Source organism: Klebsiella sp. 54 (genome assembly GCF_018223875.1).
Taxonomy (GTDB): domain Bacteria; phylum Pseudomonadota; class Gammaproteobacteria; order Enterobacterales; family Enterobacteriaceae; genus Klebsiella; species Klebsiella quasipneumoniae.
The window spans coordinates 125564-139584 of record NZ_JAGRRA010000003.1; the positions used below are offsets into that span (position 1 = coordinate 125564).

Below are 14021 nucleotides of genomic sequence, written 5' to 3' on the forward strand. Positions count from 1 at the left end.
TTTTTTATCAGCCCTTAGCTCAGACGGCCATGGCACTGTTTGTATTTTTTACCGGAACCGCACGGGCAAGGATCGTTACGCCCCACTTTACGTTCGCCGGTTTGTGCCGCCAGATCCTGTGCAGCGGCTTCATCATCGCTCTGATGGCTGAGCTGCTGCATCTGCGCCAGGCGCTCGGCCTCTTCACGACGTTGCTGCTCCATCGCCTCGACTTCTTCCGGCATCCGCACCTGCACTTTGCTCAGGGTGCTGATCACTTCATACTTCAGTGACTCCAGCATCGCGGCAAACATAGAGAACGATTCGCGCTTGTACTCCTGCTTCGGATCTTTCTGCGCATAGCCGCGCAGGTGGATACCCTGGCGCAGGTAGTCCATCGCCGCCAGATGTTCTTTCCACAGTGAATCCAGAGTCTGGAGCATCACGCCTTTCTCGAAGTGGCGCATCATTTCAGCGCCGACCACTTCTTCTTTACGCTGGTAGGTCTCTACCGCGCTCTGCAGAATACGTTCGCGCAGGGTCTCTTCATGCAGCTCCGGCTCTTTATCCAGCCACTCTTTGATTGGCAGGTCGAGGTCGAAGTCGTTTTTCAGACGCTCCTGCAGGCCTTCGATATCCCACATCTCCTCCAGCGACTGCGGCGGAATATGGGCATCGATAGTCGCCTTAAACACGTCTTCGCGGATGCTGTTGATGGTTTCGCTGACGTCAGACACGTCCAGCAGTTCGTTACGCTGAGTGTAAATTGCCCGGCGCTGGTCGTTGGCCACATCATCATATTCCAGCAACTGCTTACGAATATCGAAGTTACGGCTCTCGACTTTACGCTGCGCGTTGGCGATAGCCTTGGTGACCCACGGGTGCTCAATGGCTTCGCCGGGTTTCATCCCCAGTTTACGCATCATGCCGGAAACGCGATCGGAGGCGAAGATACGCATCAGGGCGTCTTCCATCGACAGGTAGAAGCGGGAAGAACCGGCATCCCCCTGACGACCGGCACGGCCGCGCAGCTGGTTATCGATACGGCGTGATTCATGACGCTCGGTACCGATAATGTGCAGGCCGCCTGCGGCCAGTACCGCATCGTGGCGCACCTGCCAGTCGGCTTTGATTTTTTCAATCTGCTCAGGCGTTGGATTTTCCAGCGCCGCGACTTCCGCCTGCCAGCTACCGCCGAGCATAATATCGGTACCACGGCCCGCCATGTTGGTAGCGATGGTCACCGCGGAAGGATAGCCTGCCTGAGCGACGATATCCGCTTCGCTGGCATGGAACTTGGCGTTCAGAACGTTGTGCTTAATGCCGGCTTTGGTCAGCTCACGGGAAACCACTTCCGATTTTTCGATCGAGATTGTCCCCACCAACACCGGCTGACCGGCTGCGGTACGGGTTTTGATATCTTCGATAATCGCCTGAATTTTTTCCGCTTCGGTCATATAGACCAGATCCGCCATGTCTTTACGGATCATCGGACGGTTGGTCGGCACGACCACGGTATCCAGCTTATAGATAGAGCTGAATTCAAAGGCTTCAGTATCGGCGGTACCGGTCATCCCCGCCAGTTTCTCATACAGACGGAAATAGTTCTGGAAGGTGATAGAGGCCAAGGTCTGGTTCTCGTTCTGGATCTCCACGCCCTCTTTGGCCTCAACGGCCTGGTGCAGACCATCGGACCAGCGGCGGCCCTGCATTGTACGACCAGTGTGCTCATCGACGATGATAACTTCGCCATCTTTAACAATGTAGTCAACGTCGCGGGTGAACAGCGCATGGGCGCGCAGCGCGGCGGTGACGTGGTGCATCAGCATAATGTTGGTCGGGGAGTACAGGGACTCACCTTCATCCATAATGCCTTCCTGTACCAGCAGCTCTTCAATCAGCACCAGACCACGTTCGGTCAGGTTAACCTGACGCGCTTTTTCATCCACCGAGAAGTGGCCTTCGCCGGTGAAGGTGTCCGAATCTTCTTTTTCCTGACGGATCAGGTGCGGAATGATCTTGTTGACCTTACGGTACATTTCAGAGCTGTCTTCCGCCGGGCCGGAAATGATCAGCGGCGTACGCGCCTCATCGATCAGGATGGAGTCCACCTCATCCACCAGCGCATAGTGCAGTTTACGCTGAACGCGCTCTTCCGGGCTGAAGGCCATGTTGTCGCGCAGGTAGTCGAAGCCGTATTCGTTGTTGGTGCCATAGGTGATATCGGCAGCGTAGGCTTCACGCTTCGCCGGCGCCGGCAGGCCGGACATGTTGATGCCAACCGTCATGCCGAGGAATTCAAACAGCGGGCGGTTATTTTCGGCGTCACGCTGCGCCAGATAGTCGTTGACGGTCACCACGTGAACGCCTTTGCCGGTCAGCGCATTGAGGTAGGCCGGCAGGGTCGCGGTCAGGGTTTTACCTTCACCGGTACGCATCTCGGCGATGCAGCGATCGTTAAGCACCATACCGCCCAGCAGCTGGACGTCGAAGTGGCGCATGCCGAACACACGCTTACTGGCTTCGCGAACGACGGCGAACGCTTCAGGGATCAGGTTTTCCAGCACTTCGCCTTTTTCCAGGCGCGCGCGGAATTCAGCGGTTTTCGCTTTCAGCTCGTCATCAGAGAGTTTTTCCATCGCCGGTTCCATACCGTTGATGATATTGACGACTTTGCGCATACGACGCAGCGTACGGTCGTTACGGCTGCCGAAAACCTTAGTTAACATTTTAATAAGCATAATAAAATCTCAAACGCCCCGCGGTGCGGAGTCACAAAAAATAGGATGGTCCGTGGTTATTTTCAGCTGAGACGTTGAGGGCCTGCGCGGATCCCCGCTACCTGGCTTATCCAGGCGCTGACGCGGAAGGCAGAATATGAGGAAGGGATATACGCCGCCTGGCGGATCACTACCGGCGGCGTACTGTCCTGCGTCAGCAGCGCGCTGAGCGTGTCGAGCAGCGCCAGATGCTGCGCCTGCAGCGGAGACGCTTCTTCCGCCACCGGCAACGCCTGCGGCGCCATGGCGAAAGAGAGATGACGAATAACGGTGCGAATGGCATGCTGATGCCAGTAGTCGACGGTAAAGTTGGGCCGGCGATTCGTCTCCAGCAGCGCCAGCTGGGAGAAATTAACTTTACTCGGGTTGTGGTTGCTGGCGGTCGCCTTTGCTGGCGTCGCGGTCGCATGGCCGTTGCTTAGCGCAGGCAGGCCGAGGCTGGCCGCGACCATCCCCAACAGGAGATGCGGCCAAAAATACCGTCTGCCAAACTGTCGCCAGCGCGTCAGCAATCCACTCACGTTCATTACCTTTCTTTGGTATACCCGTCGTCGTTCAGGCTGTCTCTTTATTGACGTTTTTCGCAGGACAACCTGATGTCCACGGGGTAAAGCAACCCGGAGAAATAATTTTGCGCTCAAATACTAACATTAATAGCGCGCTGAGGCAGCATGAATGAAGGCCGTTGCCCGGGGAAAACGCTTAATAAAGCAGCGAACGCGCGCTAATTATTACCCAGCGATCGCAGCGAAAAATAACGGGAAGAGGCTATAAAAGAAAAACGACTGGTTCCCTGGTCGGAGAGAGTACCAGGTTACCAGTCGAATTTACTGAATGGTCAGGCTTACGCCAGAACCATCGACGGTGCGCGGAACGCCATTGGCAATTTTGCGTCGTCTTCGAAGGTCACATACTCCCAGGCTTCCTGTTTTGCCAGAACAGCCTGCAGCAGTTTGTTGTTCAACGCGTGACCCGATTTGTACGCCGTGAATGCGCCGATAATGTTGTGACCACACATAAACAGGTCACCGATCGCATCCAGCATTTTGTGGCGAACAAATTCGTCTTCAAAGCGCAGACCGTCTTCGTTCAGTACGCGATAATCGTCAACAACGATGGCACAATCGAAGCTGCCGCCCAGGCACAGGCCACGGGACTGCAGATATTCGATATCGCGCATGAAACCGAAGGTACGCGCACGGCTAATCTGACGCATGAACGCATCGGCCGAGAAGTTCAGCGTATAGCGCTGGGTGCTGGCATCAATCGCCGGATGGTTAAAATCGATGGTGAAGTCCAGCGAAAAACCATTGTACGGTTTGAATTCAGCCCATTTGTCGCCATCTTCGACGCGAACCGTCTCTTTGATACGTACAAATTTCTTGGCGCAGTTCAGTTCATCGATGCCGGCGTCCAGCAACAGATAAACGAACGGAGCCGCACTGCCGTCCATAATCGGGATTTCCGGTGCATCGACTTCAACAATAATGTTGTCGATACCCAGGCCAGCCAATGCGGCGTTCAGGTGTTCAACCGTAGAAATCCGCACGTCATGCTCATTAACCAGGCAAGTACAGAGCATGGTATCACGCACAGATTTGGCATCAGCCGGAAAATCTACCGGTGGATTCAAGTCGGTGCGACGATAGATGACCCCGGTATTTGCCGGCGCAGGGCGTAACGTCAGTGTGACTTTCTTGCCGGTATGCAAACCGACACCAGTCGCCTGAACGATACGTTTAAGAGTCCTTTGTTTGATCATCGTATAATCTCGCCAATTTACCTATCCAACCGAAGTGTACACCACTATCGGGAGGCCAGTTTAGCACAAAGAGCGCAGATGCCCAACTTCCAGTCGATTCTTAATCGGCTTGCTTACGCAGGAAGGCTGGGATATCCAGATAATCCGGCTCTTTCGCGGTTTGCGGCGTATTGTCGTTCACCACTTTTGCCGCCGGCTTCTGCTCTTGCGTCAGCGGGGACATACCGTGCTGCTGGTAGCGATCCATCACCGGCTGCTGAACCTGTTTGTTGGTCACCAGGGTAATTTCCGGACGCTTGTCCATGCCGATACCGGTCGCCACTACGGTGACGCGCAGTTCGTCGTTCATATCCGGGTCCAGAGAGGTACCGATAACCACGGTGGCGTTATCCGAGGCAAATGCGCGGATAGTGTTACCCACGGTTTCGAACTCATCCAGACGCAGGTCGAAGCCCGCGGTGATGTTAACCAGCACGCCGCGCGCACCGGACAGGTCGATATCTTCCAGCAGCGGAGAAGAGATGGCCATTTCAGCCGCTTCTTCCGCACGGTCTTCACCGCTCGCCACGCCGGAGCCCATCATCGCGTAGCCCATTTCAGACATCACGGTACGGACGTCCGCGAAGTCAACGTTCATCAGACCCGGACGAGTGATCAGTTCAGCGATACCCTGCACCGCGCCTTTGAGGACGTCGTTTGCCGCGCCGAACGCGTCAAGCAGAGAAATACCGCGGCCAAGTACTTTCAGCAGCTTGTCGTTTGGGATGGTGATCAGTGAGTCAACGTGCTTGGACAGCTCGGTGATCCCCTGCTCAGCAAACGCCATGCGCTTCTTACCTTCAAAATTAAACGGCTTAGTGACCACCGCAACGGTGAGGATCCCCAGATCCTTAGCCACTTCGGCAACAACAGGCGCCGCGCCGGTACCGGTACCGCCGCCCATGCCTGCCGCGATGAACACCATGTCTGCGCCATCAAGGGCCGCACGCAGCGCTTCACGGTCTTCGTCCGCCGCATTACGGCCGACTTCCGGGTTCGCGCCAGCGCCCAGACCTTTGGTAATACCGCTACCGATCTGGATAGTCTGGCCAACAGCCGTTTTACGCAGCGCCTGCGCATCGGTGTTCACCGCGAAGAATTCAACACCCTCAATGCGCTCGCGCACCATGTGTTCAACGGCATTACCGCCGCCGCCACCGACGCCGATGACTTTAATCACCGCGTCGTTGGTCAGTTCCATAGGTTCAAACATAGTTTCTCTCCGTCTTGTGCCTGTCGCCTGAGAACGCTAATTGTCTGCGTTCTCTTAAAAAATTAAAACTCTTTTCGCAGCCAGCTGTTGAGTCGCTTAATCCACGAGCCCACCGACGCCGTCACGCGTTTTTCGACTTCCGCTTCACCACTCAGATGTGACTCTTTTCCGTAGTGCAGCAGCCCCACCGCCGTCGAATAATACGGCTCCTGGGCATAGTCCGTTAAACCGGTGATGTTCAGCGGCGCGCCAATGCGCACCTGGGTATGGAACACGCGCTGCGCACAGGCCGCCAGACCTTCAATTTGCGCCGCGCCGCCGGTTAACACAATCCCCGCCGCCAGATGGTGTTTCACCCCCTGCTGGCGGAGCTGTTCCTGCAGCTGCAGGATCTCTTCATTGACCAGATTAAGCAGTTCGGTATAGCGCGGTTCAATCACCTCAGCCAGCGTCTGACGTTGCAGGCTACGCGGCGGCCGTCCGCCTACGCTCGGTACTTCGACGTTTTCGTCTTTACCGACGATGGAACCCAATGCGCAACCGTGACGAACCTTGATGGCTTCGGCGTCGCTCGGCGGCGTCCCGAAGGCATAGGCGATATCGCTGGTCACCACGTTGCCCGCGTACGGGATCACTTTGGTGTGACGCAGCGCGCCGCCGGTATAGACGGCGATATCCATTGTACCACCACCAATATCCACCACGCAGACGCCCAGCTCACGTTCGTCTTCTGTTAATACGGAATAACTGGCCGCTAAACCGGCGAAAATAAGTTGGTCAACTTTCAGACCACAACGTTCCACCGCTTTAACAATGTTTTTCGCCATATCGTTATGGCAGGTAATCAGATGCACCTTCGCCTGCATGCGCACGCCGGACAGCCCAACCGGGTTTTTAATCCCTTCCTGGTAGTCAATGGCGTATTCCTGCGGAATCACGTGCAGGACGCGATGCTCATCGCGGACGCGAACCGACTTCGCGGTATGGACCACGTTTTCGACGTCGTCCAGCGTCACTTCTTCTTCCGAAATCGGTACCATCCCGATTTCATTCTGACAGCTTATATGTTTACCCGAAAGAGCCAAATAAACTGATGAAATCTGGCAATCCGCCATCAGTTCGGCCTGGTCGATGGCGCGCTGTACGCATTTCACCACCGACTCGAGGTCGTTCACACCGCCTTTATCCATACCACGCGATGGGCAACTGCCCACGCCGATGATATTAATCATGCCGTCGGGCAGAACTTCCCCTACTAAAGCGGCCACCTTGGCGGTGCCAATCTCCAGTCCAACTACCAGTTTTCTGTCCGTCGCCTTGATCATTGTTGTTCTGCCTGTGCCTGATTCTGTTGTTGATTAGTTTCCTCTGCGGGAGCAGGTACCCAGCCCACTGCCGCACCCGAGTCATAACGCAAATCAACGTAGCTAATCCGTTTGCCGTCGGTCTGCGCCTGCTGCTGAAGAACCGGGTAGAGTTCCATAAAGCGCTGAAGCCGTTTCATGGTGTCGCCACGACCAAGGTTGAGCTTAATGTCATTATTAAGCGTCAACTGCCAGGAGCGACGGGCGGTCATCGCCGCCACTTTCAACGTGAATTTATCCTTTGCCAGCACCTGCCCCATGTCACGATACCCTTGCAGCACTTCGTTCTCGCTGCCTTCCGGGCCGTATAACATCGGTAAATTCTGTTTGCTGGTGCGATCCGCCGGCACGCTGAAGGCATTTCCCTCTGCATCCACCATATGTTGATCATTCCAGCGCGCAATCGGCACATATTCAACCAGATGAATCTTCAATTCATCGGGCCACTGCTTTCGGACGCTCGCCTGCTTAATCCACGGCAGACGTTCAATCTGACTCTGAATGATGTTCACGTCCTGAGTCATAAAGGTGCCCGGCGAACCCAGCGCCAGGATCGCCTGGCGGATGTCATCATTGCGCGTATAGTGACGCTCGCCGGTCACCACCATCTTCGACAGCGGTAAACGCTGCGCGTCCTCCATCCAGCCAAGAACCATCCACCCGCTGACCAGCACGGTAAACAGCACCGCCAGCAGGAAAACGATCCCTGCCAGCCGCGTTCCATTACTCCGACGCGAAGAAGAAACGTCCTCTTCATGGTTCCGCGTATTCAGCGCAGCCTGCGACATATCACCCCGCCAGGTCCAGAATTCGTACAACAAGCTGGGAGAAGCTCATTCCTGCCTGACGCGCCGCCATCGGTACAAGGCTATGGCTGGTCATGCCCGGAGAAGTATTCGCTTCCAGCAGATAAAACTGGCCATCGCTGTCCAGCATGACGTCAATACGGCCCCAGCCTTTGCAACCCAGAACATTCCAGGCTTTAAGCACCAGGCTTTGAATGGCTGACTCACGCGCTGGATCCTCCAATCCTGGGCAGAAATATTGCGTCTCATCAGAGAGATACTTCGCCTCATAATCATAGAAGGTTCCAGCCGTCTGGATACGTATTGACGGTAAAATTTCTTCACCGACGATGGCGACGGTAAATTCCGGCCCACTGAGCCATTTTTCGACTAAAACTTCATCATCATGCTGAAAAGCCAACGCCAGTGCACTTGCTAAATCACAGCTTTCGCTGACTTTCGACATCCCAACGCTGGAGCCTTCGCGGCTGGGCTTGATGATGAGCGGCAGACCCAGCGCCGCAATCTGCTGTTCGACATCAGCAGACAATCCGGCGCTAAACTGGGCGCGGGTCAGCGCCACCCACGGCGCGACCGGTAATCCGGCCCCCTGCCACAGCCATTTGCTGCGCAGTTTATCCATTGAAATCGCCGAAGCCATCACGCCGCTGCCGGTATAAGGCAGCTGGATCAGATCCAGCACCCCCTGCAGCGTGCCATCTTCCCCGCCGCGACCGTGGAGGGCAATAAACGCTTTCTTAAACCCCAGCTTTTTCAACTGGGTAATATCGACATCGCGCGGGTCAACCGGATGGGCATCCACCCCGGCTTCACGCAGCCCGGCCAGCACCGCGGCGCCTGAATTCAGCGACACTTCACGTTCAGCGGAGGTTCCACCGAAAAGCACCGCGATTTTATCAGCCATGGCGCTCCTCCTCCGTTTTTTGCGGGATCAGTTTGATTTCAGCCAGGTGACGGGCGATTTTTCCAATGTTTCCGGCCCCCTGCACCAGCACTAAATCGTTGCCGGTCAGCACCGACGCCAGCATCGCCGCGGCCTGCGTCGGGTCGGACACCAGAATCGGGTCAACTTTACCGCGACCACGGATTGTACGGCACAGCGAGCGGCTGTCGGCACCCGGGATCGGCGCTTCGCCTGCCGGGTAGACATCGAGCATCAGCAGCGCATCGACCTGGGTCAGCACGTTGGCGAAATCATCGTACAGATCGCGAGTACGGGTATAACGGTGCGGCTGGAATACCATCACCAGATTTTTATCCGGCCAGCCGGCACGCGCCGCTTTGATAGTGGCGTCGACTTCCGTCGGGTGGTGGCCATAGTCATCGATCAGCATCGCGCTGCCCGCTTTGCCGTTGACTTCCGTCAGCGGATATTCGCCAAGGAAGTCGAAACGACGGCCGGTACCCTGGAAGCTTTCCAGCGCGCGCAGGATCGCCTGATCGTCAATCCCCTCTTCCGTCGCCACGGCGACCGCCGCCGCCGCGTTCAGCGCGTTATGGCGTCCCGGGGCATTGAGCGTCACCTGCAGCAGTTCTTTATCCTGACGCACCAGGCGGAAATGCCCCTGCGCTCCAACCTGACGGTAGTCTTCTACGCGGACGTCGGCGTCGTCGCTAAAACCGTAGGTGGTGATCTGCCGGCCGACGCGCGGCAGCAGTTCCCGGATCACCGGGTCATCCACACACATCACCGCGCGTCCATAGAACGGCAGGTTGTGCAGGAAGTTAATAAAGGTCTGCTTCAGATTCTCGAAATCGCCATGGTAGGTGTCCATGTGGTCGGCTTCGATGTTGGTAACAATGGCCACCATCGGCTGCAGGTGCAGGAACGATGCATCGCTCTCATCCGCTTCCGCAATCAGGTAACGGCTATGGCCGAGGCGCGCATGGACGCCCGCCGCTTTCACCAACCCGCCGTTGACGAAAGTCGGGTCCAGCCCGGCTTCGGCGTAAATACTGGATACCATCGCGGTGGTGGTGGTTTTGCCATGGGTCCCGGCAATGGCGATCCCGTGACGGAAGCGCATCAGCTCCGCCAGCATTTCCGCACGACGGATCACCGGGATACGCGCCTCGTGCGCGGCGACGATTTCCGGGTTATCGGCGGAAATCGCGCTGGAAACTACGACCACGCTGGCATCGCGCACGTTTTCCGGGCGATGGTTGAAATAAATAGTGGCGCCAAGCTGCGACAGCTGCTGGGTCACCGGATTCGGCGCCAGGTCGGAGCCGCTGATCTGATAACCTTCGTTAGCCAACACTTCGGCAATACCGCCCATACCGGCACCGCCGATGCCGACAAAGTGAATGTGCCGGACGCGACGCATCTCGGGCACTATGGAACGCAGTTTTGCCAAATCTTGTGTATTCATTCTTTACGCCATCAACTTCTGTATTCGGGCGGTGAAAATCACCGCAATTAGCGCGCCAAAGCTACGGCGCTGACCTCTTCTGCTACCCGCTCGGTAGCGTCCGGAATCGAAGCGCCACGCGCTCGTTCCGCCATATCCAGCAAGGTTTCCCGATCCCAGCTCGCCAGAGTAGAGGCTACCGCCTCAACCGTGAACGCCGGCTGTTCGAGAATTTTCGCCGCGCCGGCTTTTTCCAGCGGCAGCGCATTCCAGTACTGCTGACGATCTTTGTGCTGGAACGGTACAAACAGCGCCGGTAAGCCCGCAGCCGCGATTTCGCTAACCGTCAGGGCGCCGGAACGGCATACCACAACATCTGCCCAGGCATACGCCGCGGCCATATCATCAATAAATTCCGTCACTTTATGCTGCGACTGCCCCGCGGCGGCATAGGCCTGCTGTACGGTTTGCTGGCCGCCTTTACCGCTCTGATGCCAGATGGTCACCGTATCGCCGAGCTTCGCCGCCACCTGCGGCATGGTCTGGTTCAGGACGCGCGCGCCCTGAGAGCCACCGACCACCAGCACGCGAATCGGCCCCTGACGGCCTACCAGACGTTGCCCCGGCAGCGGCAGCGCCAGCACATCGGTGCGCACCGGATTCCCGACGACGTCCGCATGCGGAAAGGCGCCGGGAAACGCCTGCATCACTTTCTTCGCAATCTTCGCCAGCCATTTGTTGGTCAGGCCGGCAATGCCGTTTTGTTCGTGGAGGACCACCGGGATCCCCAGCGACCACGCCGCCAGGCCGCCAGGCCCGGACACATAGCCGCCCATACCCAGCACCACGTCCGGCTGGAAACGCTTCATGATCGCCCGCGCCTGACGCCAGGCGTTGAAGATCCGCACCGGCGCCAGCAGCTGTGCTTTAATCCCTTTGCCACGCAGGCCGGAGATACGGATAAAATCAATCTCGATGCCGTTTTTCGGCACTAAATCCGCTTCCATACGATCGGCGGTACCCAGCCAGCGAACCTGCCAGCCCTGGTCCATTAGATAGTGCGCGACCGCCAGTCCCGGGAACACATGCCCGCCGGTACCGCCCGCCATCACCATCAACCGCTTTTCCTGACCGCTCATCGAACACCCCGTGTAAACGCCTGGGCTTTTTCCAGACGCGTTTCATAATCAATTCGCAACAACAACATGATGGCCGTCGACATAATCAGCAGACTGGAACCACCATAACTGATCAGCGGCAGCGTCAAACCTTTCGTCGGCAGCATCCCCGCCGCCGCCCCGACGTTAACTAACGCCTGGAAGCTAAACCAGATACCAATCGCACAGGCGAGGAAGCCGGAGAAGCGATGATCGATCTCCAGCGCTTTTCGGCCAATCGACATGGCGCGGAAAGCGACGAAGAATACCATTAAAAGCGCCAGTACCACACCGATATAACCGAGTTCTTCGCCGATGATGGCGAAGATAAAGTCAGTGTGCGCTTCCGGCAAATACTCCAGTTTTTGCACCGAGTTGCCGAGTCCCTGCCCCCACATCTCGCCGCGGCCAAAGGCCATCAGCGACTGGGTCAGCTGATAGCCGCTGCCGAACGGGTCTTCCCACGGGTTCCAGAAGGAGGTCACGCGGCGAATACGGTACGGTTCGGCGAGGATCAACAGGACCACCGCCGATATGCCCATGCCGATAATAGCGATGAACTGCCACAGCTTGGCGCCGGCGAGGAAAAGCATCGCCAGCGTGGTGACGAACAGCACCACCACCGTACCGAGGTCAGGCTGCGCCAGCAGCAGGATGGCCAGTACGAAAATCACGCCCATCGGTTTTAAGAAGCCGCGCAGGTTGTTGCGCACTTCGTCGGCTTTGCGCACCAGATAGTTGGCGATGTAGCAGAACAGCGACAGCTTGGTGAACTCCGCCGGCTGGATGCGCAGCGGACCGAGGGCGATCCAGCGCGATGCGCCGTTTACCGAGCTACCCACCACCAGCACGATCAGCAGCATGACGATCGAGGCGATCAGCATCGCGGTACTGTGGCGCTGCCAGAAATCCATCGGCAGGCGCAGCGTCACCAGCGCGAGGACAAAGGCCAGCACAATGTACAGGCCGTCACGCTTGGCGAAGAGGAAAGGATCGTTCGCCAGGCGCTGTCCCACCGGCATTGACGCCGAGGTCACCATAATAAAGCCGATCGCCGCCAGGCCGAAGGTCAGCCACAGCAGCATCCGGTCATACATCACCAGACTGTCGTTATCTTTTGGGCGCGAGCCCATCACCCAGCCTTTCAGCGCGGCGAACAGCCAGGCGAAGATAAACATCCCCGGCAGTCGCGGCAGTCTCAACCGAGGCAAGCTCAGCTGCGGCATTCTCAGGCGTGGGAGAGAGAAACGCATCAACCTAACTCCTTCGCCAGGCGGGCAAACATCTCGCCCCGTTGTTCAAAGTTCTTAAACTGATCCAGGCTGGCGCAGGCTGGCGACAGGAGAACCATATCGCCCGCCTTCACCAGGGGCGCTATCTGACGCATCGCCTGCTCCATGGTTTCAGTTTGTACCGCCACCTCAGGACGCAGCTCGGCGAGCTCGGCGCCGTCGCGACCAAAGCAGTACAGACGGATACGATCGCCGCCAAGGTAGCGCTTCAGCGGAGTGAAATCAGCGGACTTGCCGTCGCCGCCCAGCAGCAGATACAGCGTGCCATCAAGCTGCAGGCCGTTCAGCGCCGCCTCGGTACTGCCGACGTTGGTTGCCTTCGAGTCGTTAATCCAGCGCACGCCGTTGTGATCCAGCACCAGCTGGAAGCGATGCGCCAGGCCGGTAAAGGTGGTCAGCGCCTTCAGGCTGCTGGCACGCGGCAGACCCGCGGCATCGGCCAGCGCCAGCGCCGCCAGGGCGTTGCTGTAGTTATGCTGGCCCGTGATAGACATCTCTTTCACATTGAGGACTTTCTCACCTTTTACGCGCAGCCAGGTCTCGCCCTGCTGACGGTTAAGGTGATAGTCACCGACGTCGATACCAAAGCTGATGCAGCGATCGTCCGCGCCGCGTACCGGCATGGTGAGCGCATCGTCCGCGTTGACCACGCAGGTCTTCGCATTCTCGTAAATCCGCAGCTTCGCCGCGCGATACTGCTGCAGCCCCAGCGGGTAGCGGTCCATATGGTCCTCAGTCACGTTGAGGATGGTTGCCGCCACCGCCTGCAGGCTGGAGGTGGTTTCCAGCTGGAAGCTGGAGAGCTCCAGAACATACAGCTCACGATCGGTATCCAGCAGCATCAGCGCCGGCAGGCCGATATTGCCGCCCACGCCGACGTTAATCCCGGCCGCTTTCGCCATCTCGCCCACCAGGGTGGTGACGGTGCTTTTGCCGTTCGAGCCGGTAATGGCGATGATCGGCGCCTGCGCTTCGCGGCAGAACAGTTCGATATCGCCAACGATCTCTACGCCAGCGTCTGCCGCCGCGCTCAACGAAGGATGGGCCAGCGCGATGCCAGGACTGGCGACAATCAGATCCGCCGCCAGCAGCCAGGTATCATTGAGGCCACCGACATGGCATTCGACCGATTCAGGCAATTTATCCAGCCCAGGAGGCGCGACGCGGGTGTCCATCACGCGCGGGGTTACGCCGCGCGCCATGAAAAAGTCCACGCATGACAGGCCGGTCATGCCCAGCCCAATAATGACGACTTTTTTACCCTGATAATCTGCCATG

Annotated in this window: 11 protein-coding genes; all 11 read right to left on the reverse strand. The window is 57.6% G+C overall.

The window, feature by feature from the left end; genetic code table 11:
• Positions 1 to 14 precede the first annotated feature (14 nt).
• On the reverse strand, positions 15 to 2720 hold the full coding sequence (gene secA / locus KHQ24_RS10315) for a preprotein translocase subunit SecA (protein WP_004204346.1): 2706 nt from the start codon (positions 2718 to 2720) through the stop codon (positions 15 to 17).
• 62 nt (positions 2721 to 2782) lie between these two features.
• Positions 2783 to 3280 carry a secA translation cis-regulator SecM gene (secM, locus tag KHQ24_RS10320; RefSeq protein ID WP_196611919.1) on the reverse strand — a complete coding sequence of 166 codons (498 nt, stop codon included), beginning with the start codon at positions 3278 to 3280 and terminating at the stop codon, positions 2783 to 2785.
• Positions 3281 to 3603: 323 nt separating this feature from the next.
• On the reverse strand, positions 3604 to 4521 hold the full coding sequence (gene lpxC, locus KHQ24_RS10325) for a UDP-3-O-acyl-N-acetylglucosamine deacetylase (protein ID WP_002888632.1): 918 nt from the start codon (positions 4519 to 4521) through the stop codon (positions 3604 to 3606).
• Positions 4522 to 4621: 100 nt separating this feature from the next.
• Positions 4622 to 5773, reverse strand: coding sequence for a cell division protein FtsZ (gene ftsZ, locus KHQ24_RS10330; protein ID WP_002888628.1), 1152 nt, complete (start codon positions 5771 to 5773; stop codon positions 4622 to 4624).
• Positions 5774 to 5835: 62 nt separating this feature from the next.
• Positions 5836 to 7098, reverse strand: coding sequence for a cell division protein FtsA (gene ftsA, locus KHQ24_RS10335; protein WP_004204343.1), 1263 nt, complete (start codon positions 7096 to 7098; stop codon positions 5836 to 5838).
• Positions 7095 to 7925: a cell division protein FtsQ gene (gene ftsQ, locus KHQ24_RS10340; RefSeq protein ID WP_004204342.1), complete on the reverse strand. Its 831-nt coding sequence runs from the start codon at positions 7923 to 7925 to the stop codon at positions 7095 to 7097. The genes ftsA and ftsQ overlap by 4 nt, the downstream gene beginning before the upstream one ends.
• A 1-nt stretch (position 7926) precedes the next feature.
• The gene (locus KHQ24_RS10345) at positions 7927 to 8847 is read right to left on the reverse strand and encodes a D-alanine--D-alanine ligase (RefSeq protein WP_049092072.1); all 921 of its coding nucleotides are present in this window, start codon (positions 8845 to 8847) and stop codon (positions 7927 to 7929) included.
• Positions 8840 to 10315 carry a UDP-N-acetylmuramate--L-alanine ligase gene (gene murC, locus KHQ24_RS10350; protein WP_017901185.1) on the reverse strand — a complete coding sequence of 492 codons (1476 nt, stop codon included), beginning with the start codon at positions 10313 to 10315 and terminating at the stop codon, positions 8840 to 8842. The genes KHQ24_RS10345 and murC overlap by 8 nt, the downstream gene beginning before the upstream one ends.
• A gap of 47 nt (positions 10316 to 10362) precedes the next feature.
• Positions 10363 to 11433 carry an undecaprenyldiphospho-muramoylpentapeptide beta-N-acetylglucosaminyltransferase gene (gene murG / locus KHQ24_RS10355; RefSeq protein ID WP_004204339.1) on the reverse strand — a complete coding sequence of 357 codons (1071 nt, stop codon included), beginning with the start codon at positions 11431 to 11433 and terminating at the stop codon, positions 10363 to 10365.
• Positions 11430 to 12704 carry a cell division protein FtsW gene (ftsW, locus tag KHQ24_RS10360; protein WP_004204337.1) on the reverse strand — a complete coding sequence of 425 codons (1275 nt, stop codon included), beginning with the start codon at positions 12702 to 12704 and terminating at the stop codon, positions 11430 to 11432. The genes murG and ftsW overlap by 4 nt, the downstream gene beginning before the upstream one ends.
• Positions 12704 to 14020: a UDP-N-acetylmuramoyl-L-alanine--D-glutamate ligase gene (gene murD / locus KHQ24_RS10365; protein WP_004204336.1), complete on the reverse strand. Its 1317-nt coding sequence runs from the start codon at positions 14018 to 14020 to the stop codon at positions 12704 to 12706. Before murD ends, ftsW begins: the two co-directional genes overlap by 1 nt.
• Position 14021 lies beyond the last annotated feature (1 nt).